This window comes from Thermomicrobium sp., assembly GCF_053493975.1.
Genome location: NZ_JBRBZA010000072.1, coordinates 14,061 through 34,320, shown reverse-complemented (window position 1 = coordinate 34,320; position 20,260 = coordinate 14,061). Strand labels below are relative to the sequence as shown.

15 protein-coding genes and 1 tRNA gene are annotated in these 20,260 nt (G+C 64.7%); 4 read left to right on the top strand and 12 right to left on the bottom strand.

The annotated features are described in order from the left end of the window. From ACWIVK_RS11550 to ACWIVK_RS11535, 4 genes are all read right to left on the bottom strand, one after another. A complete protein-coding gene (locus ACWIVK_RS11550; RefSeq protein WP_448576860.1) occupies nucleotides 1–1,170 on the bottom strand; it encodes a CBS domain-containing protein in 1,170 nt (389 codons plus the stop codon). A gap of 126 nt (nucleotides 1,171–1,296) precedes the next feature. Then, nucleotides 1,297–2,487 (bottom strand): dipeptidase, encoded by a 1,191-nt coding sequence (locus ACWIVK_RS11545; protein WP_448576859.1) that lies wholly within the window; start codon nucleotides 2,485–2,487, stop codon nucleotides 1,297–1,299. Then, nucleotides 2,432–3,181, bottom strand: coding sequence for a dephospho-CoA kinase (coaE, locus tag ACWIVK_RS11540; protein WP_448576858.1), 750 nt, complete (start codon nucleotides 3,179–3,181; stop codon nucleotides 2,432–2,434). Before coaE ends, ACWIVK_RS11545 begins: the two co-directional genes overlap by 56 nt. A gap of 1 nt (nucleotide 3,182) precedes the next feature. Further along, entirely contained in the window at nucleotides 3,183–5,168 is a 1,986-nt protein-coding gene (locus tag ACWIVK_RS11535) for an ABC-F family ATP-binding cassette domain-containing protein (protein ID WP_448576857.1), read from the bottom strand. Nucleotides 5,169–5,200: 32 nt separating this feature from the next. Between ACWIVK_RS11535 and lysA the strand changes: the two genes are divergently transcribed. The 3 genes from lysA to obgE all read left to right on the top strand — a co-directional run bounded on the left by lysA (nucleotide 5,201) and on the right by obgE (nucleotide 9,627). Next, nucleotides 5,201–6,550, top strand: a complete 1,350-nt coding sequence (gene lysA, locus ACWIVK_RS11530; RefSeq protein ID WP_448576856.1) for a diaminopimelate decarboxylase — start codon at nucleotides 5,201–5,203, stop codon at nucleotides 6,548–6,550. Nucleotides 6,551–6,631: 81 nt separating this feature from the next. After that, nucleotides 6,632–8,161: an RNA polymerase sigma factor RpoD gene (gene rpoD / locus ACWIVK_RS11525; protein ID WP_448576855.1), complete on the top strand. Its 1,530-nt coding sequence runs from the start codon at nucleotides 6,632–6,634 to the stop codon at nucleotides 8,159–8,161. A 62-nt stretch (nucleotides 8,162–8,223) separates the two neighbouring features. Then, nucleotides 8,224–9,627, top strand: coding sequence for a GTPase ObgE (gene obgE / locus ACWIVK_RS11520; RefSeq protein ID WP_448576854.1), 1,404 nt, complete (start codon nucleotides 8,224–8,226; stop codon nucleotides 9,625–9,627). A gap of 7 nt (nucleotides 9,628–9,634) precedes the next feature. Here the strand turns inward: obgE and ACWIVK_RS11515 are convergent, their stop codons facing one another. Beyond that, nucleotides 9,635–11,890, bottom strand: coding sequence for a RelA/SpoT family protein (locus ACWIVK_RS11515; protein WP_448576853.1), 2,256 nt, complete (start codon nucleotides 11,888–11,890; stop codon nucleotides 9,635–9,637). Nucleotides 11,891–12,244: 354 nt separating this feature from the next. Between ACWIVK_RS11515 and ACWIVK_RS11510 the strand changes: the two genes are divergently transcribed. Then, on the top strand, nucleotides 12,245–13,471 hold the full coding sequence (locus ACWIVK_RS11510; protein ID WP_448576852.1) for a molybdopterin molybdotransferase MoeA: 1,227 nt from the start codon (nucleotides 12,245–12,247) through the stop codon (nucleotides 13,469–13,471). Nucleotides 13,472–13,480: 9 nt separating this feature from the next. Here ACWIVK_RS11510 and moaD read toward each other — a convergent pair whose 3' ends face one another. The 7 genes from moaD to xseB all read right to left on the bottom strand — a co-directional run bounded on the left by moaD (nucleotide 13,481) and on the right by xseB (nucleotide 20,258). Next, entirely contained in the window at nucleotides 13,481–14,194 is a 714-nt protein-coding gene (moaD, locus tag ACWIVK_RS11505) for a molybdopterin converting factor subunit 1 (RefSeq protein ID WP_448576851.1), read from the bottom strand. Between the two features lie 17 nt (nucleotides 14,195–14,211). Next, nucleotides 14,212–14,427, bottom strand: a complete 216-nt coding sequence (locus tag ACWIVK_RS11500) for a hypothetical protein (protein WP_448576850.1) — start codon at nucleotides 14,425–14,427, stop codon at nucleotides 14,212–14,214. A gap of 117 nt (nucleotides 14,428–14,544) precedes the next feature. Next, nucleotides 14,545–14,617 (bottom strand) — tRNA-Arg (locus ACWIVK_RS11495). Nucleotides 14,618–14,958: 341 nt separating this feature from the next. Then, complete coding sequence (locus ACWIVK_RS11490; RefSeq protein WP_448576849.1) at nucleotides 14,959–15,633, bottom strand: MarR family winged helix-turn-helix transcriptional regulator; 675 nt, start codon at nucleotides 15,631–15,633, stop codon at nucleotides 14,959–14,961. Nucleotides 15,634–15,835: 202 nt separating this feature from the next. Then, complete coding sequence (locus ACWIVK_RS11485) at nucleotides 15,836–16,423, bottom strand: protoglobin domain-containing protein (protein ID WP_448576848.1); 588 nt, start codon at nucleotides 16,421–16,423, stop codon at nucleotides 15,836–15,838. A 333-nt stretch (nucleotides 16,424–16,756) separates the two neighbouring features. Beyond that, entirely contained in the window at nucleotides 16,757–18,691 is a 1,935-nt protein-coding gene (locus ACWIVK_RS11480) for a S8 family serine peptidase (protein WP_448576847.1), read from the bottom strand. A gap of 1,276 nt (nucleotides 18,692–19,967) precedes the next feature. After that, a complete protein-coding gene (gene xseB, locus ACWIVK_RS11475; RefSeq protein ID WP_448576846.1) occupies nucleotides 19,968–20,258 on the bottom strand; it encodes an exodeoxyribonuclease VII small subunit in 291 nt (96 codons plus the stop codon). Nucleotides 20,259–20,260 lie beyond the last annotated feature (2 nt).

Genomic DNA, 20,260 nt, shown 5'->3' with positions numbered 1-20,260 from the left:
TCAGCTGGCGCGGCGCTCGCGTTGACGTTGCGCGTACAGGAGAGCGACCTCGTCGGGTAGGCGACCCAGTTCCTGCCGGAGTTGCAAGAAACGAAGAAGTGCGTTGCGCGTCAGTAAACCCAGTAAGCGACTGTCATCGACGATCGGGATTTGGTGGATCTCGTGCGTCGCCATCAGGCGGAGGATTCGCTCGAGATCGTCTTCCGGTTTCGCCGTGATCAGCCGCTCGCGCGGAGTCATCAAGTCGCGGACACGCCGGATCGGCCATTGCTCGCGCGGTGCGTGTCGCACATCGGTCAACGTGACGATTCCGACGAGCCGCCCGTCCTCGACGACTGGGAAGCTGCGCACGTTGTAGGCGAGCAAGGCATCGACGAGTTCGTCGATCGTCACGTCGGGGCGAATGGTCGGTGGATCCGGATCCATGAGCTGGCCGACACGCACCCCTTCGAACAAGCGGCGGATCACCAGCTGCTGGTATGACTGCTGAGCAGCATTCTGGAGAAACCAGCCGAGCGCGATGAGCCAGATACCGGAAAGCGGCGAACGGAACACGAGGAAGAGTCCACCCGCCATGAACAAGAACCCGATCGCGACACCGATCCCGGCTGCGATCCGCGTTGCGCGGAGAACATTGCCGAGTGTCCCCCACAGAAGCGCTCGAAGGACACGTCCGCCATCGAGCGGATAAGCCGGGATCGAGTTGAAGGCGACGAGGATCAGGTTGGCCCACCCCAGGTACTCGAAGATCGCCCCGAGGGGCTGGCTGATATCCTCGACGATCGGCCAGAGACCGAGCGAGACGACACCGATCACGATGCTGACGAGCGGTCCGGCGACAGCGATGAGAAACTCGTCGCGCGCGCGGCGTGCTTCGTCAGCCAGTTGCGCGACACCACCGAAGATGAACAGCACGATGCTGATGACGGGTACGCCACGGGACTGCGCAACCAGCGAGTGTCCCAGTTCGTGGGCCAGAACAGAAGCGAACAGGAGGACGCTCGCGAGTGCGCCGACCGCCCAATAGGTTCCCGAACTCCACCCGGGATACCAACTCGGAAAGACGCCGACCGCCAGGGAGTAGGTCAACAGGGCGAAGACGAGGAGCCAACTGTAGTGCACGCCGATCTCGATTCCGCGGAGCCGTCCCAGCCGAATCGAGGCTTCCATGACCATCCTCCAACATCGGAGTAATGCCAGCGGAATTGGCGAACATGCGCGGGGCCGAGAGACCGCACCGATCTCCGCCCTGCGCCGCCGAGTTCCTCGCTAATCCTAACACTCGCAGTATCGAATTCAGCCGACGACCTCGCGGAAAACGCGCAAGAAATTGAGTCCGAGCAGCTTCCGGAGCTCCTCCTCAGTGAAGCCCGCTTGGGCGAGCGCGACGGTCAGGTTCGGCCAATCGGCGAATGTCTCGTAGCCCTCGATCCGATAGTCGGGAGTCAAACGGTGCTCCTCGAGCCGGAAACCTGTCCAGTCGAAGCTTCCTGGTAGTGTCGCGGGCATTTCGGGCGGGTACTCGATGAGCGATCCAGTCCGGGAACTCGGTGGTCCCATCTTGTCTGTGCCGATACCGACATGATCGATACCGCAGACATCGACCATGTGCTCGACATGCCGTACGAAGTCCTCCAACGTGACGCGGGGATGCGCACTGAGAAAGCCCGGTACGACGACGATGCCGAAGTATCCCCCGCGCTCGGCGACAGCACGGGCGAGTTCGTCCGATTTGGCACGAGGGTGGCCAGATAACGCCTTGGCTGCGGAGTGGGACACGACGACGGGTGCCGTGGAGACGGCGAGAGCGTCCCACCCTACCTGCTCGCTACAGTGACTGATATCGACGAGAATGCGGAGGTCGTTCAGCCGGCGGACGACCTCGAGGCCGAAGGTCGTCAGTCCGCCTTGATACCGCTCGGTGCAGCCGTCGCCGACCAGGTTCTGGAGGTTGTACGTCAGCTGGACCATGCGCAGGCCCAGGTTATGGAACAACTCGATGCGATCGAGATCGTCGCCGAACGCGAGTGTGTCTTGGAAATCGATCACGATCCCGTGCTTGCCTTCGCGATGCGCCCGCTCGATATCGGCAGCTTCGCGGACGAGCACGAGATGGTCCGTGAGGAGGTCGACGATCGCGTGGGCGTTGGCGATACGCCGGACTGCTTGCTCGAAAGCCTGGCTGATCGGTCCAGGGCCGGAGAACGTGCCGCAGGCGACCGTGACGCCGGCTCGCCGCCAGAGGTTCAGGTACGACTCGCGTGCTTCGGCGGAATCGCGGAGTTCGCGGACGATCATCGCCTCGAGCAGCGGCTGGATCTCGGCACGCGTGCGACCGAGCCGCGCGTACTCGCTGACGAGTTGCCGCATGCGAGGGGTAAAGAGCGCACCGCTCGTGATCGGCGGCTGTTGCGAGTCGATGACGAGCGCTTCATGGTGAAGGGCTCGGGCTTCCTCCGGCGTCAGGCTCGGTTTCCGCCGTCCCATCGCGATCGCCTCTCCTTTCGGTCTGGTCAGGCCGCTCACCGGCAGTGTAGGGGGAGACATCGCGTTCGGCAAGCGAGTTCGGCTGAGGGTAGCCGAGTTTGCGCAGAACTCCCTGCCACAGTTCGCGCACCTGACGACGTGTCTCGTCGATCGTGCCGCTATTGTCGATCACGCGATCGGCGCGGGCGATCTTTTCCTCTTGCGGTGGTTGGGCGCGGATTCTGACCAGCGCTTCTTCCTCGCTGAGGCCGTTGCGACTCATCAGTCTGGTGAGTTGTTGCTCCGGTCGGCAGGTGACGACCCAGACCTCGTCGCAATCCCGAGCGAGACTCGACTCGAAGAGCTTGATCGCATCGATGACGACGACCGGACGCTCGGTCGCGGCGAGACGACGTCGGATCTCGGCGACGATGACGGGATGCGTGATCTCCTCGAGGCGACGGAGCGCCCGGGGGTCGCGAAAAACGATCGCACCGAGCGCGCGCCGATCGAGTGAACCGTCAGGGAGGAGGATGGACGGGCCAAACGCCTCGACGATTTTTGCCAAAACGAGGCTTCCCGGGCGAACGAGGGTGCGGGCAACCTCGTCCGCGTCGATCGTTTCCGCACCGAGCGCGGCCAATTCCCTGAGGACGAGCGTCTTGCCACAGGCGATATTGCCAGTCAGGCCGATCACATAGGGGCGTCGTGCCATCTCAGAACTCTCCGACCCGCGCGCCAGCGAGTTCCTCTTGGAGGTGCTCCCAGCGCGCGTAGGCCTGCTCGAGTTCGCGCGTCAGCGCATCGTAGGTCGCCCCCAACTCGGCGATCGCATCGACATCGTGGCGAGCCGTGGCTTCGTCCAGTTCGTCGGCGATCTGGCGCAGGCGTGCCTCGAGGTGCTCGATCGCGCGTTCGACCTGTGCTGCTTCTCGCTCGATCTGCCGTGGCGAGCGTGAGCGGCGCGGCCGTCCCGGCTCTGGTGCGCGTGGCTGTTCAGGGGAAGGATGACGCGGGGGCTGAACTGTCGCGGTCGCGTGGTGCGCACGCTGGTACTCGCTATAGCTCCCGAACCAGACGCGAAGCTCTGCTCCTTCGATCACCCAGAGCATCGTCGCGAGCCGATCGATGAAGTACCGGTCATGGGAAACGAAGAGCAGGGTCCCGGCGAATTCTTCGAGGACGGCTTCGAGGGCTTCGCGGCTGGGAAGGTCGAGATGGTTCGTCGGCTCGTCGAGGAAAAGAAGGTTGGGGCGCTCCAGCGCGAGGAGCGCCAGGGCGAGGCGACGTCGCTCGCCACCGCTCAGGGCGCTGACCGGCTTGAAGACCTCGTCTCCGTGGAAAAGAAAGCGCGCGGCGAAACGGCGCGCCTCCTGCTCGCTCGATACATGCTGGCGAAGCAACGTCTCGAGGACGGTACGCCGCTCGTCCAAGTGCGGCTCCTGTCGAAGGAAGGCGAGCTTGACACCGTTGCCGTAACGGAGCGAACCGGACAGTGGCGCGAGTTCTCCGGCGAGCGTGCGGAGGAGTGTCGTCTTCCCGGCGCCGTTGGGGCCGACGATCGCGATCCGCTCGCCGCGCTGGACGACGAGCTCCGGTGTCCGCAGCAGCATGGTGCCGGGATACCCGATCACCAGTGGCGTCGTTGTCAGGACTGTCCGGCTGCTCGTCCCGCCCTGAACGAGCGCGAGTTGGAGTCGCTCCGCTTCGCGCGGGGGCTCCAGTCGCTCGAGTCGCGCCAGCTTCGTTGCGCGGCCGCGAGCCTCGCGAGCCCGTTGGCCAGCTCGGTAACGCTGGATGAACGCTTCCTCCTTGCGGATGAACTCCTGTTGCTGTTCGTACGCGGCCAGCCGCTCCGCGAAGCGCTGGGCACGGAGTTCGAGATACTCGGAATAATTACCTGGATATTCTTCGAGTCGACCGAAGCTGAGCTCGAGTGTCCGCGTCGTGATCTGGTCGAGGAAGTATCGGTCGTGCGCGACGACGAGGACGGTCCCTCGCCAGCGCTGGAGGAAGGACTCCAGCCAGGACAAAGCTGGAAGATCGAGGTGATTGGTCGGCTCGTCGAGGAGAAGCAGATCGGGATCGCTCAAAAGCGCTCGGGCGAGAGCGAGGCGGGTCCGTTGACCACCACTGAGGTGCTCGACCGGCCAGGCGAGTTGGGACTCCGCGAACCCGAGTCCGGCCAGCACGGTACGAGCCCGCACGTCCAGGTCCCAGCCGCCAGCCGCCTCGAAACGAGTGCTCACCACCTCGTAGCGGGCGAGCAGCTGAGCATGCTCCTCCTCGTCGCGACTCGCAGCGAGAGCTTCGGCGAGGGCAAGCAGTTCATCGCCGAGCGCTCGCACGTGAGCCAGCGCGTCGAGCGCTGCTTCCAGCACCGTGTGGCCGCGCGGAAGATCCGGTTCCTGAGGAACGTAGCCGATACGGAGCCCGCGGCGAGCGACGATCTGTCCGCTGTCCGGTCGCTCGAGCCCGGCGATGATCCGCAACAGGGTGCTCTTGCCAGCCCCGTTGGGGCCGACGAGTCCGACTCGCTCGCGTTCGAGGAGTTGGAAGCGGAGGTCTCGGAACAGTTCCTGCGTTCCGTAACGCTTGCTGGCTCCCTCGACAGTCAAAATGGTCTCAGGCATCGGTCGCGTCTTTCCCGTCTGCTGGCGCCGAATACCTTGGCGCGCTTCCAAAATGGCAACTATACTCATCGCCGTGCCCACTGTGGCGCGAAAGGTCGGACATGTGCAGTTTCGTGACCGAACTGGCGCATATCCTGCCGGAAACGGCTCGACGTGACCAGTCCGGACAGCTGTGGATCGGGGGAGTTCCGCTGTCTCAGCTCGCGGAGCAGTACGGCACCCCGCTCTACCTGTACGATGTCGCGACGATCCGCGCCGCCGTCGCGGCCTACCGGCACGGCCTGGAGAGCTATCCGGGAGAGACGGCGCTGGTCTATGCAGCCAAGGCCTTTGCGACGGTCGGACTGCTCCGCTTGCTGGCGAGCGAGGGGCTCGGCGTGGACTGTGTCTCCGATGGGGAACTCGCTTTGGCACGAGCAGCCGGTGTCCCCGCTGAGCGACTGGTGTTTCACGGCAACAACAAGTCAGAGGACGAGCTCCGCTTCGCGCTCGAACTGGGAGTCGGGCGGATCGTGGTCGATAACCACGATGAACTCGAGCGGTTGGCAGCGATCGCCAGGAGTAGCGGAAAGACTGTTGCGATTCTCCTGCGCCTCAATCCGGGGGTCGAGCCACACGACACCCACGCCTACCGGCGCACCGGCCAACTCGATTCCAAGTTCGGTCTTCCTCTCGTCACTGGGGACGCGGAGGCAGCAGTCGCGCGCTGCCTCTCGATACCGGAGCTCACGTTGCTCGGGTTCCATGTCCATATCGGCTCGCAATTGTTCGATCTCATCCCGTACCAGCGAGCGATCGAGGAGGTCTTCGCTTTCGCGGGTGAGCTCTGCCGGCGATTCGCTTTTTCCCTCGAGGAATTCTCGCCAGGTGGTGGCTTCGGGATTCCGTACACGGCCGAAGACCCGGTCCTGGATCTGGCCGAGGCGACAGCGCAGGTCAGCCGATGGGTGGCGGAAGCAGCGAGCATGGTCGGGTTGCCGCTCCCCCGCCTCGTGCTCGAGCCGGGCCGCTCGTTGATCGGACGTGCTGGCATGGCGCTCTACCGGGTGGGGAGCGTCAAGCGTTTGCCCGGGATCCGCACCTACGTGGCAGTGGACGGCGGGATGGCGGACAATATCCGGCCGGCGCTGTATGGGGCACGCTATCTGGCACTTCCGGTCATCGAGCGAGCGGATCGACGCCGCGAGCGTGTCACCCTCGTGGGTAAGTATTGCGAGTCGGGCGATGTGTTGGTGAGGGATGCGGTGCTTTCGGAACCGGTTCCGGGGGATCTGGTGGTCATCCCTGCCGCCGGAGCGTACTGCTTGGCGATGGCGAGCAATTACAACCTCGCTCGCCGACCAGCCGTGGTCGCATTGGAAGCGGGAAGGGTGGAACTCTGGCAGCGCCGGGAGACGATCGCGGATCTTTTGGCACGAGAAGCGGGGATCGAAGGGGCGCGATACCGTTGAATTTTGCTCTGCTCCGTAGTATCACTGGGATGCCGCACGAGCAGGCGCTGGTTTCCTCGAAGGCCGTGAGGAGTGCGCGCGGTGACCAAGACGGAACGGCGCGGGAAGCCCAATCGGTCACGTGAGGTGGTGACCAGGGCGAACGGATCGGTCGATTTCCCGTTGCTCGCGGGGGCTGATACGATCCTGGCGACTGCTCGCCTGCACGGTCGGCTCACTCGTGACCAATGGTTGGCCTTGATCGACACGCTCGGCCCCGATGCCGCCGAGACGGCTCTCGCTGAGTTGCAAGCCGAGGGAGTCCTGGTCGCGATCGAGGATGCACTCGACCCGGATGGCACTTCCCGCTCCTGGGAGACCGAGAGGGAGGCCGATCCGGATCTGCTCGTCGAGGATCCGGTGCGCTTGTACCTGGCGGAGATCGGGCGTGTCCCGCTCTTGACGGCCGAGCAGGAAGTGGAGCTCGGCCGGGCGGTGGAGTTGGCGGAGTATCTGGACGAACTTCGGCGCTGCTCCGGTGACGATCCGCTCGTGCTGCTGCTCGCAGCGTGGGAGCGCTTCGTGACCGGTTGGCCGCTCGTCGAGCGCTTGGGTCAACGTCTTCCAGGACAGAGGGAGACACGCAGCGCGGTGCTCGCCGCGATCTTGCCGCTGCGCTCCCTCCCGCCAGCGCTGCTGCGACAGTTCCGCGGGAAGGATAGCAGGAGCGTCGAGGAACTCGAAGACGCATTGCGGCGCCGGCGCCTGGAGTTCGCACTCTTTCCCGAGCCCTTGCAACGGTGGTGTGATCCACTCGAACGCACGCTTCCCCCGATTCCGCCGCTGACCGAGCTCGGGCTGGATCGAGCAGTGCTGAGCGCACACTGGCAGCGCCTCCGGCGCGACGGAGAGGCGGCTCGTCGCAAACTGACCGAGGCGAATCTCCGGCTCGTCGTCAGCATTGCCAAGCGGTATACCGGCCGGGGATTGACGCTCCTGGATCTTATCCAGGAGGGAAATCTCGGGCTGATGCGGGCGGTCGACAAGTTCCAAACGCACAAGGGGTTCAAGTTCTCGACCTATGCGACCTGGTGGATCCGCCAAGCGATCACGCGTGCCCTAGCTGATCATGCACGGACGATCCGCTTGCCGGTCCATCTCGTCGAGACCCTGAACCGTGTCAGCCGTACGGCACGCCAATTGACGCAGGAACTCGGGCGCGAGCCGACGACGAGCGAACTCGCGGCTGCAGTCAACATGCCGGTGGATCGCCTGCGCGAATTGCTCCAGGCGGCACAGGATCCGGTTTCGTTGGAAGCGCCGGTGGGGCAGGAAGAGGAGAGCACCCTGGGTGACTTTCTGGAAGACGAGCGCACGGTCGCTCCGCTGGATGCAGCAGCGCTTTCGCTCTTGCGAGAGCAGGTGCAGTCGCTCCTGGCGACGTTGACCGAGCGTGAACGCCGGGTCCTCGCCATGCGCTTCGGTCTCGAAGATGGGCAGACCTACACGTTGGAAGAAGTCGGTCGAGCGTTCGGTGTCACGCGCGAGCGCGTTCGCCAGATCGAGGCGAAGGCGCTTCGCAAACTCCGTCACCCGCAGCGGGCTCGAGCACTCCGCGATTTCCTCGAGTAAGCTTGATCATGTGTCAACGGAACGTTGCGAGCAGGCCTGCGGAGCAGCAGGCCGGAGGGTTCATGTTCTACGACGAAGCCAAGATCTTCGTGAAAGCCGGAAACGGTGGGAACGGGGCGGTCAGTTTCCACCGGGAAAAGTACGTCCCGCGTGGTGGGCCCGATGGAGGCGATGGTGGGCGCGGGGGGAACGTGTATCTCCGCGTCGATCCCTCGCTCAACACGTTGCTCCCGTTCAGCTATCAGCGGCAGTTCCGGGCCGAGGATGGACAGCCGGGGCAGGGAAACAACAAGAACGGTCGGGACGGTGCGGATCTCTATATCGACGTTCCACCGGGAACCGTGGTGTACGACGAGGCCACCGGTGAGGTCCTCGGCGATCTGCTCGAGCCGGGCGAGGTGTTGCTGGTCGCTCGTGGAGGGTTCGGTGGACGGGGCAATCAGCACTTCGCGACGCCGAGCCGGCAGGCTCCGCGCTTCGCGGAAAAGGGAGAGCCTGGTGAGGAGCGCTGGCTGCGCTTGGAACTGAAGCTTTTGGCCGATGTCGGGCTGGTCGGTTTGCCCAACGCTGGCAAATCGACGCTCTTGGCTGCAGTGAGCGCTGCTCGACCGAAGATCGCTGATTATCCCTTCACGACGTTGGAGCCGATGCTCGGCGTGGTGAGTGTGCCGGGTCGGGAGGGGGGAACGTTCGTCCTCGCCGATCTGCCAGGACTGATCGCTGGAGCCTCGCGTGGTGCTGGGCTCGGTCATGAGTTCTTGCGCCATGTAGAGCGGACACGCCTGCTCATCCATGTGCTGGACGGCTCCGGTGGACTCGAGGGACGCGATCCACTGGAGGATTTTCACACGATCAATGCGGAACTCGCTGCCTATTCCGCGTCGCTGGCTGGCAAGCCGCAGATCGTCGCGGTCAACAAGATGGATCTCCCCGAGGCACAGGCTAACTGGCCGCGCCTCGCGCGAGCACTGGACGAACTCGGTTACACAGCCTATCCGATCTCGGCGGCTACGGGGCAAGGGCTGGGCGAACTGATCCGCGCGACCTGGGAGCGCCTGCAGCAACTGCCTCGCCCCGAACGGGTCGCGCCGCCCCTGCGCAGTCACCGAGTCTATACGCTCGATCGCTCGCCGGAACGCTGGGAAGCGATCCGCTTGTCTCCGCACCACTTCGCGCTGCGGGGCCCGAAGATCGAGCGACTCACGCTGATGACCGACTTTTCTAACCCGGAGGCGGCCGAACGGTACCAGCGGCTGCTGGCCCGCTGGGGCATCTCCCGGCGGTTGCTCGCGCTCGGCATTCAGCCGGGCGATATCGTGCACGTGGCTGGGCGAGAGCTGGTGTGGGAACCCGAGTTGGCGGAAGCCGAGCAGACTCGGCCGCGCCGGCGCTTGACCAAACGCGAGCGGCTCCTCAAGCGGGCTGGACTTTTGGAAGAACCGGAAGAAGAGATCGGCGAGCAGTGACGTGCGCTCAGCGGGAGACCGCGGTCGGTGTTTGGTCGCCGGTGATGCGGCGGACGTCGTAGACGTCCCTGACCGATTCCAGCTTCTGGAGGATGCGGCTCAATTGCTGCACGCTGGTCACTTCGAGCGTCATGAGGATCGTCACGGTGCGATCTTCGTGCACATTGGTGAGAACAGAGAGGGCATTGAGTCCTTCGTCAGCGACCAGCGTCGTGATATCGCGGAGGAGTCCGACTCGATCCCATGCCTCGATGCGGATCGTCACCGGGTACTGCTGTGGTGTCTCTCCCCAGTTGACGGGGATGACCCGCTCCGGCTCGTTGGTATGCAGAATGTTCGGGCAATCGGCGCGGTGGACAGTGATGCCGCGTCCGCGCGTGATGAAACCGACGATCGGATCGCCGTAGACCGGCTTGCAGCAATTCGCGAGCCGGGTCAGCAGGTCGCGGAGGCCGGTCACCTGAAGCGGCGGTGCTTTGGACGGGGATTGAGCTGTGCCCGCTCGTGTGCGCTGGTCCTCGTGTTCAGCGATGCGAGCGGCGAGTTGTTGGGGCGTGATGGCGCCGTAGCCGATCGCCGCCAAGAAATCCTCGAGCTTTTGGTAGCGAGGGAAGAGCTTGAGGACATCCTCGAGCTTCATCTCGACACCGAGGCGTCGCAGTTCCTGCTCGAGGAGATGGCGGCCGTGCGCGATGTTCTCCTCGCGTTCCTGCTTGCGGAACCACTGGCGAATCTTCTCGCGCGCTGAGGCCGTCGTGACATACCCATTGCTGGGGATGAGCCAGTCGCGACTGGGACCGGTGCGCGACTTGGAGGTGATGATCTGCACGACCTGACCGTTCTGCAGCTTGTAATTGAGCGGAACGATCTGCCCATTGACCTTGGCGCCCACGCACTGGTGTCCGACCTCGGTATGGATGCGATAGGCAAAGTCGATCGGTGTCGCACCCGCTGGCAGTTCGACGACGTCCCCTTTGGGGGTGAAGACATAGATCATCTCCGGCAGGAGATCCTGTTTGACCGAGTCGACGAACTCTTGGGCATCGAGCAGTTCGTCGCGCCACTCGAGGATCTGGCGGAACCACGCGATCTTGGCCTCGATCGACCGATCACCACTATCGGGTTTCAGCTGCTCTTTGTAGCGCCAGTGAGCGGCGATCCCGTACTCGGCTTCCCGGTGCATCTCATGGGTCCGGATCTGTACTTCGAGCGGGATGCCGCGCGGGCCGATCACCGCTGTGTGCAGGGAGCGGTAGAGATTCTCCTTTGGATTGGCGATGTAGTCGTCGAACTGGCCCGGGATCGGATGCCACATGCCGTGGATGATTCCGAGCGCAGCATAGCAATCGCGCTGCTCATCGACGATGACGCGGATCCCCAGAACGTCGTAAATCTCGTCGAAGTTGCGCTGCTTCTCACGCATCTTCCGAACGATCGAAGCGATATGCTTCTCGCGCCCGGTCACGACCGCCCGAATGCCGGCATCAGCGAGTGCGCGCTTGACCTGCTCGATCACTTCCTGGAGATACTGCTCGCGATCGTGTCCGCGCGACTCGAGCGCGCGTGCGATCGTCTCGTAGGTCTGCGGCTCGAGATACTTGAAAGCGAGATCCTCGAGTTCCGCCTTGAGCTGGCCGATACCGAGTCGGTTCGCCAGCGGGGCATAGATCTCCATCGTCTCGCGCGCGATGCGACGCTGCTTTTCGGGCGGCAAATGCTCCAATGTTCGCATGTTGTGGAGGCGATCGGCGAGCTTGATGAGGACGACGCCGACGTCCTCAGCCATGGCCAGGAGCATCTTGCGGAGACTCTCCGCCTGGCGAATCTTCTCGCGTTCGAGGCTGACCGGCTCGTTCTCCGGACTCAAGCGGATCTTACCGAGCTTCGTGACACCATCGACCAGGCGAGCGACCCGCGGACCGAAGCGCTCCCGGAGTTGCTCGAGCGTGACGTCGGTGTCTTCGAGCACGTCGTGCAACAGCGCAGCAGCGATCGTCTCCTGGTCCAGTTGCAAGTCGGCCAGAATCAGGGCGACCGCTAGGGGATGGGACAGGTACGGCTCACCGGAGCGCCGGCGCATCCCGGCATGCGCTGACCGAGCGAGTTCGAACGCACGGTGGATCAGCTCGAGATCGGCATGCGGCAGCCGCTTGAGGAACTCGGGAGCGACGTCCTCCCATACCGGCTCGTCGCTCGGCCCGACGACCGGAGTGTCCTGGGAGTGCGCTTCGTGGTCGCTTTCACGCGGTACCGCCGTTGCCATGTCGCCTCGATCGCGCGATCGCCCGCTGGGGAGGAGTGATCGTTTCATTCTCCAATGATACGGTGGAAACGACTGCTCCCGCAATCCTCTCACGGGCTCGCTGCTTCTCGTGGCCGAATCGGCAAACTGGTCTCGTCGCGTTCTGCTGCGGTGGACCGAAGCGGTAGCGCTGGTCGCGCCGCGCGCTCCGATGCTGTTCGCGTCGATGAAGCTGCAGCAGCCCAACCGGCGTGCGTCGCGAGGGCGATGCGGAGAGGACAGCCGCGGGGGTGGAGCCGCCTTCGCTCCTGGGCTCCTGGGGAGGTGTAGGATAGAATCGCTTTCGTGCCGATAGCGGTCGGCGAGGAGCACGGTATGCAGCGAACGAGCCGGATGTTGACCCCCCAGGAAGCGCTCGACGTCATTCTCGCTCACGTCCAGCGCCTCCCGAGCGAAGAGGTCAGGCTGATGGATGCAGCTGGGCGCGTGCTGGCGGAACCGCTGTATGCGCCGGAGGACCATCCCCCGTTTCCGGCCGCGACGATGGATGGCTACGCGGTGATCTACGACGATACCTCACCGTGGCGCGAAGTGATCGGCGAACAGTTCGCTGGTCACGTCACGGACGTCACGGTGACTCCAGGGACAGCCGTGCGCATCACGACTGGGGCGCCGTTGCCAGCGGGCGCGGACGCGGTCGTCCCGGTGGAGGATGTCGAGCTCGTGGACGATCACATCGTGATTCGGCGGGAAGAGATCCGGCCCGGCGAGAACGTGCGGCCGGTCGGGGCGGACGTGCACCGTGGCGAACTGATCGTGCCGGCCGGGACAGTGCTCGGCCCCGCGGAGATCGGTCTCGCGGCGAGCTTGGGTATCGCGAGTGTCCCCGTCTCACGCCGACCGCGTGTTTCCGTGTTGAGCACCGGTGACGAGTTAGTCGATCCCGGACAGCCGCTCGGTCCCGGTCAGATCCGCGATTCGAACCGCTTCATGCTGGTCGCAGCGTTGCAGCAGGCCGGTGCCGAGGTGATCTGGGCGGGGCGAGGCCCCGACGATGTGGAGCGTCTGACCGAACTCCTGCGAGAGCGCATCGTTGAGAGCGACGTCGTCATTTCGTCCGGTGGTGTGTCAGTCGGGGAACGCGACTTGATCAGTGCGGCGCTCCGCACGCTCGGCACGGTGCACATCGAACGGCTCTTCATGAAGCCCGGCAAGCCTTTCCACTTCGTGACGGTTGGCCGGACGCTCCTTTTCGGTTTGCCGGGTAACCCCGTCTCGGCGCTCGTCGGCTTCGAGATCTTCGTCATGGCGGCGTTGCGGGCGATGACCGGGCAGCAGCCGGTCGTCCCGGAGCCGGTTACGGTCGTGCTCGCGCATTCGATCGAACCAGGCGATCGCATCGAGTACCAGCGGGCGATCGTCTGGTGCGACGAGACAGGGACGCTCTTCGCCCGCAACACTGGGCCGCAGTCGTCGGCCCGCTTGCTCTCGGCCGTCGGAGCGAATGCCTATCTGATCGTGCCGCCGCGGGCCGAACCATACCGTCCCGGCGAGCGGCTCCGTGCGATCCTGCGTGGTCCGGTGCACGGACAAGCGCGCTGAGATGCCTCGTCACTCGGGCGGAGCCGATGGTTCCGTGCCGCGACGAGCGTAGAGTTCTTGGTAGAGCGCTTCGCTCCCGACCCAGATCTCGCCGTCTTCGTACACTTCCTTCTTCCAGATCGGTGCGACTTGCTTGAGGCGCTCGATCGCGTAGCGGCAAGCCTCGAACGCCTCCGCGCGATGCGCGCTGGATACCGCGATGACGACACTGGCTTGGCCGATATCGACGCGTCCGGTGCGGTGAGCGATCGCGATACCGAGCACGTCCCAGCGTTGTCGGATTTCCTCGGCGATCTCCGCGAACGCTTCGAGTGCAGCCTCCGCATAGGCCTCGTATTCGAGGTAGAGGACGCGTTTGCCGCGGGCGTGGTCGCGCACGGTACCGATGAAGGTAACCACTGCCCCCGCTCGAGGATCGGCGACCAGCTGCTCGATCCTGCTCGGGTCGAGGGGATCCGGACCGATCGAGAATGGGGTGCTGCCGCCCGAAACAGGCGGGACGAGCGCGACTTCGTCCCCCTCGCGGAGTGATTGATCCGGGCGGGCGTAGCGGCGATTGACCATGACCAGCATCGAACGCTGGAGCCGCGCGAGGGACGGCTGATACTCGCAGAGTTGCGCGAGGAGTTGTCCGACCGTCGTCCCCTCGGGGAGGTCGCGTTCCTCGCGATCTCGCCCGAGGAGTTCGCGCACGATGGCGAAGTAACGAACCGTGACGCGCATGGCTTCCCTCGTTTCTTTCACTTCCGGCCTCGTTCCCGGTTGCGGCGGCGCGGGAGCGGCAGTTGGGTGAGCAAGCTGAGAAAGAGCAAGAGGAGCCCGGTTCCCCCCACGATGCTACTCGTCGTCTCGGAGAGTGTCAGACCAAAGACACGGGTGAGCACGAACGGTATCAGGACGAGCGTGGTTCCCGGAACGAAGAAAATGAGCCATAACTGGTTGGCGCGCTGGCGCATGCCGTTCTCGCTCTCTGGTCGATGTTCCTGCTGGCTCTCCCCGTGACGAGTGCTCGCATCGCAGAGCGATCAGGGGAGCGAGAGCACCGATCACGAGATCATCCCCGAAGAGAGCAGCACCCCCGGCAGGATTCGAACCTGCGACATGCGGCTTAGAAGGCCGCCGTTCTATCCACTGAACTACGGGGGCATGACGCCTTTCATCCTGTCGATCACGATAGTACTGCAGGGACGAGTCGACTGGCAAACGACAGGGTACGACGCTGTCGAGGCAACAGTCGGAGGTGAGCGATGCGGCTCCGCGTATGATCGGAAACGAGCTGCTCGGGATACTCACCGGCCGAGGAGCGCAGCGTCCACTCGAGAGGGCTCGTGCGACCAGCGAGTCGCTGGCCAGGCGACCCCGACTCGTCGGGAGCGTTCTCGTCAGTACCGAGACGTGCGCTGGCAGCCCGATGGAGGGGAAAGCGCGTGCGCGGGGCGAAGCGACTTCTCGTCTGCGATGCCCCTGAACCGCGAGTGGTCTTTCGATCACTCTGCTGCTAAGGGCAACAAGCCTTCCGGTGTTTCGGGGCGGTAGTCCGGACAGGCCAGACGCGCTTCTCGCTCGCTGAGGAAACGCTCGATCAGCTCGCAGCGATGCGGCTCGTCCGTGCCTGGTGCCACGTTCTCGCGGAAGTAGACGCACCCGCGGCATGCCTCAGCCACTTGCAAGAGGCCGGAAGCGCGCAGGCTCCAGACGACGGCCCCCAGGCCACGTTCCAGCGCCGTGAGCTCGCTCTCGCTCAGCCCTGCTAAGGCTTCTTCCAGCGTGTGGCCGAAACGTTCGAGCCGCTGCACTGCCGCCTCGCCAGCCGGAGTCAAGCGGAGGAGCGTCACTCGGCGGTCGACGCGGCTGATTTCACGAGCGAGCAAGCCGGCATGCTCCAATGCGTCGATGATCCCGATCGCGGTCACATGCGTCACACCGAGTGCCTGAGCGAGGCGTCCGACCGATGCGAGAAATGGTTTGGTGTAGCGGACCCAGAGAAGTGTCTGGGCCTGCATCGGAGTCAGACCGAGCCCCTTGACTTCTTCCGTCGAGATGGCCTTGATCGCGTGGGTCAGTCGCAGCAAAGCCATGGCGACGCGGGCAGCCCGCGATCGTTGCCGGCGTTCGGGATCGAAGACGGACATCGGAAACGATTCGCCTTCCACGATGCTCATCCATCCGAAACGAGCAGCACACAGAAACCAGTATAGCAAACGCTTGTGTCGCTTGCCGACCGGGTGTGTCGTGCCTATCCGCGGCAGGATGGGATCCGACTGTCCGACGCGGAAGTGACTGATGCCGGTCCGGCGCGTTCGGGCACAGCAGGCCGGGTAGCGAGTGACGACGCTCGCTACCCGGTGCCCTCGTCGCGCTCGATCAGAACACACCGTCTTTCACGTAGGGATAGGTCCAGAGGATCGCTTGCAGGAGCACCGCCTTGAGCCAGGCCTGATGCATCCGTTCCACTCGAGCGGGATCGGATTCGCCTCGCTCGAGGAAGGGGCGCACGGTTGCGTAGATCGGGTAGACCAACGCGATCATGTAACGGTAGTGGACGAACGGCGGCGTTCCGTGAACGTTGTCGGTCTGGTTCTTCTTGTCGAAGTGCCGGCGACCGATCTCGTACGCGTAGTCGAGCCAGCGCTGGTCGAACTCGGCCCGGCAGGTATCGAGGACCCACTGCCCGAAGCGCTGGCGTACACGAGCGAGATACTCGCCGTGCGGCCCCTCCGGTGTCGAGAAGTACTGCAGGAGGAAATCATGGCTGCCGACGAAGCCGTACCAGACATCGAGCAGCTCGTCGATGTGCGGGGCGAGGATCTCACCGGCTCGGCGAAGGGCAGTCGCGTCTTCCTCAGTGAAGAGGAGTACTCGCTGCAAGAGCGCGAGATCGGCCTCACTGTACGGGGCGCGCGGCAAAGATGGATCGCCGAACCGATAGCCGGGAATCGCCTGTGTTGCCACGATCGCACCTCCCGAAAGCATCGACCCAATACGTCGGTTACCGACATAGTAGCGGTTCGCGAGAGAGTTGTCAAGCCTTTCCCGCGCTCTCCTCGGGGAGGCCGCGAGCGAGTCTGGCCCCGGCTATCGCTCGACCCGGCTCTGCTGCCTGCTCGTCGCCAACCGAGCGGGCAGGAGCGATCGTGCTGGTGGGCACCTGGTCGAACGACTGGCCGACCGTGACGATGAACTGACTGCTCGTTAGGGCATAGTCAGTGCCGTCGTGCGAAACGACACGGGCCGGCGGAGCGAGCTCTCGGCCGGCCCGTGCGGTCGTGGCGGGCGCTCAGCGACCTAGCGGGAGGTCACGGTGATGGTCACCGAGCGGGTGTTATCGGCTGGGTTGGCATCGCCGCTCAGGGGCGCACTCGCTGTCACGGTGTAGGTCCCGAGCGCAGTCCGGCTGTTGGTCCGCCAGGTGAAGGAGATCGTCCGCGTGGCACCAGGAGACAGCGTGACCTTGCTGCTGACTGTTCCCATGGCGGCGTTACGCGGTTGCGTCGTCAGCGTGACCGTGACGGTGACACTGACGGTGCCGCGGTTCTCGAGCGTGACGGAGACGGTTCCGTTCTGACCGCGCCGGAGCTGGGTGGGAGCAGTGAGGTCGGTGATCGCGACATCGCGGACGGTTTGTGTGACGGTGACCGTTGCGGTCCGACTGTTGTCGCTGGGGTCGCTGTCCTCACCGCTGATATCGGCTCGTGCTTCCAGTGTAAAAGTGCCTGCAGTGGTCGGTTGCCACGTGAAGTTCACCGTCGTGCTGGAGCCTGACGCGAGCGAGATGCTGCGCGGCGAGCCGATGGCGGCACCGTTCGCGTTGAGCGTGACGGTTACCGATTCGCTCGTGGTGCCTTCGTTGCGCACAGTGACTTTGATGGTTGCGCTGCTCCCGGTCGTCAACGAGGTGGGAACGTCGAGGCCGGTGACCGCCACATCGCGATTCGTCGGAGGAGTGGTACCGCCATCGTTGCCGTTGCCCTGGTCGCCGCCACTCTCGTTGCCGCTCCCACCACCCCAGTCGACGCGAATCAACGGCTGGCCGTAGCTGTCCCAGGGGCCAGCTTCCCCGTTGGCGAGGAGGAAGCTGCGCACCTGAGCTGGCGAAGCACCGGGATTTTGGAGAAGATAGAGGCCAGCTGCGCCGGTCACGTGCGGAGTCGCCATGCTGGTGCCGCTCCAGCGCTGGTAACCGCCCCCCGGGACCGTAGAGAGGATCGACACTCCCGGCGCGTAGAGATCGACGACCGGTCCATAGTTGGAGAACGAGGCACGTGTATCGTCGGCACCGTACGAGGTACTCGGTCCGAGTCCACCGGGTTTCCCGTCGGTATCGACGATCGCGCCGACCGCGATGACTTCCGGATAGGCAGCAGGGATCGTGTTGGCGGCATCCCGACCATCGTTCCCGGCCGCGACGACGAGCGTCACGCCAGCCTGCACGACGCGGCAGACGGCACGGTGGAGCGGATCGCTCGTTCCACCGCAGTTGGGCGTATCGGTCCCGCTCGCACCACCACTGTAATTGGCCACGCGGATCGTCGCGGCGTTGGCGGCGACCCAATCCAGGCCACAGATGAGCCACGAAACATAGCCGGTGCCGTTATCGCCGAAGACCTTGACAGCCCACAAGCGGGCGCCCGGTGCCACACCGACGACACCGGTGCTGTTGTCGCGAGCGCCGATGATCCCCGCGACATGCGTGCCGTGTCCGTGTCGGTCGATCCAACTCCCGCTGCCGGAGCAATCGTATCCCCCGACCACATTGAGGTCCGGGTGGTTCGGATCGATCCCAGTATCCAGTACCGCGATGTCGATCGGCATCGGATCGTCGAGGCCATCGATCTTGGCTGTCCCGTTCGCCAGCGTACCGATCCGCTGGACACCGGTCGGAGTCGTCTGTGCTGCCAACTTTGTTTCCGCATCGGGGACGATGGCGGCGATGCGACCCATTGCGAGCAAGCGCTGCACTTGTCGCCCAGTCAGGTGTCCAGCGAAGCCAGCGAACGCTGTGCCGTAGACCTGCTCCGGCTCGATGCCGAACTCGCTCGCGACGCGAATCGCCTCGCTCCGGCGGACTGGAGCATAGGCATCGACGCTCGTCTCAGCGTCATCGAGGACGACGATGTAGCGAGCCGGTGGTCCTTCGGCAGCAGCGACTGCTACAGCTGCCGCGCAGAGTTGCACAACGAGAAGGAGACTCAACACGATCTGGACGACTCGGCGTGCCATGTGACCCCCTGACTGATGGACGGCCTTGCGGCCTCGCTCAGTGGAGGAAGTCGTCTGCTGTGCCGGTCGGTCAGAGGGATCGAGAGTCTCGGTGTCGACTGAGCGGAAGAGCCTAGACCGCGGCTAGCCGAGTGGGGTCAGAACGATCGTGCTGACCAGTCTTTCCCGGTCTTATCGGTTCTCGGTCCTATTCCCTGATCATCGGTGAGTCGACGAAAGGACCGGTACTCGAGAGAGGTCCACTCGGACCGGTCGCAAGTGTCCATCGTTCGTAGGCGCCCGCACTGCGAGGGAAGCCTGATACGGTCCCCAAAGCGGTATCGCGGTCGCGGTCCTGTGCCTGGACAGCGCCGTCTCGTCCCGCCGCTCATCCTGGCGCTCGGCGAGCGGCGCGCGGGAGGGGTGGCTGCGCCACCGGCACGGCGGGCGAGGCAGCGCCTCGCCCCTACGAGGTGAGGTGGTGCATCCCCAGTGTGGCCGATTCCTGCAACCGGTCGGTGGTGCGTGCGCCTGTCCTGTAGGGGTCAGGCGATGCCTAACACGCAGGCCCGGCCGGGCCGGCATACCCACCCGTCGCCGGTGACCGGTATGGCGTGTCGAATGGCTGTGTCTGGGATCACACAGGCCTGGTCGCGCGAAAATCCGCCGCGCGATGATGGAAGGGTGTGGATTGTCGCACCACCGGCACGGCGGGCGAGGCAGCGCCTCGCCCCTCCATGGGGTGGACGGCACATCCCCGGTCGGGCAGTGGTGCGCCATAGTCAGCGGTGCGCGCCCCCGTCCGGTAGGGGGCAGGCGATGCCTGACCCGCCGGCTCGCCAGGGCCGGTCAACACCCCGTGCCCGTGCGCTGATCGCCAGGGACCCGTTCGCGTCACGGTTCCTCGGTTCGTCTCGTGGGTTTGCCGCGCCTGATGGCGCGGCGGGCGAGGCAGCGCCTCGCCCCCTACAGGATTGACCGTCATGTCCGCGGTTCGATATCCGTGCACTACGAGTCGGCGCAACTGCCCCCGTATCGTAGGGGTCAGGCGGTGCCTGACCCGCCGGCCTCTGCCGCACGTCGCTGGGTCAGCCAGGTCGGAGAAGTCCAGCCCTTGCAGAAGCTTCGGGAGAACGTACATGGTCTCGAGCGGGAAGAGCCAGCGAGCCTGCGTCCAGACCAGCACGGTGGCGAGCGGGGTCGGTCGAACGAGGACCGCACGCGACGCATCCGCTGGTTCTCCTCGAGCCGAACGAAGCGTTCGCGCGCTCGTCTTTTTGTCGCTGACCGACCCCGTTCAAGCGAGAGAAGAATCGTCTTCGTCGTCGAGAAAGCCGAGCAGCTCGGCCGGGAAGGCGAGTCCGGCCTCCGGCGAGCTGGTACGCAACTGAGAGATCTGCAGCTCGGCTTGATCGAGAATGGCGTTGCATTGGCGGATCAGCTCGACTCCTCGCTGGTACTCGCGGATCGCCTCGGCTAGGGGCAGGTTCTCGTTCTCCAGTCGCTGGACGATCGCTTCGACTTCGCTGACGAGCTGCTCGAAGAGATCGATCGGGTGTGGTACCGCGCCGTCCGCTCGCTCGGCCATCC

Bases quoted from the DNA above. Each gene is read 5' to 3' on its own strand.
- ACWIVK_RS11550 (WP_448576860.1), bottom strand. From the start codon at position 1,170: ATGGAAGCCTCGATTCGGCTGGGACGGCTCCGCGGAATCGAGATCGGC.
- ACWIVK_RS11545 (WP_448576859.1), bottom strand. From the start codon at position 2,487: ATGGGACGGCGGAAACCGAGCCTGACGCCGGAGGAAGCCCGAGCCCTT.
- coaE (WP_448576858.1), bottom strand. From the start codon at position 3,181: ATGGCACGACGCCCCTATGTGATCGGCCTGACTGGCAATATCGCCTGT.
- ACWIVK_RS11535 (WP_448576857.1), bottom strand. From the start codon at position 5,168: ATGAGTATAGTTGCCATTTTGGAAGCGCGCCAAGGTATTCGGCGCCAG.
- lysA (WP_448576856.1), top strand. From the start codon at position 5,201: ATGTGCAGTTTCGTGACCGAACTGGCGCATATCCTGCCGGAAACGGCT.
- obgE (WP_448576854.1), top strand. From the start codon at position 8,224: ATGTTCTACGACGAAGCCAAGATCTTCGTGAAAGCCGGAAACGGTGGG.
- ACWIVK_RS11515 (WP_448576853.1), bottom strand. From the start codon at position 11,890: ATGGCAACGGCGGTACCGCGTGAAAGCGACCACGAAGCGCACTCCCAG.
- ACWIVK_RS11510 (WP_448576852.1), top strand. From the start codon at position 12,245: ATGCAGCGAACGAGCCGGATGTTGACCCCCCAGGAAGCGCTCGACGTC.
- moaD (WP_448576851.1), bottom strand. From the start codon at position 14,194: ATGCGCGTCACGGTTCGTTACTTCGCCATCGTGCGCGAACTCCTCGGG.
- ACWIVK_RS11500 (WP_448576850.1), bottom strand. From the start codon at position 14,427: ATGCGCCAGCGCGCCAACCAGTTATGGCTCATTTTCTTCGTTCCGGGA.
- ACWIVK_RS11490 (WP_448576849.1), bottom strand. From the start codon at position 15,633: ATGAGCATCGTGGAAGGCGAATCGTTTCCGATGTCCGTCTTCGATCCC.
- ACWIVK_RS11480 (WP_448576847.1), bottom strand. From the start codon at position 18,691: ATGGCACGCCGAGTCGTCCAGATCGTGTTGAGTCTCCTTCTCGTTGTG.
- xseB (WP_448576846.1), bottom strand. From the start codon at position 20,258: ATGGCCGAGCGAGCGGACGGCGCGGTACCACACCCGATCGATCTCTTC.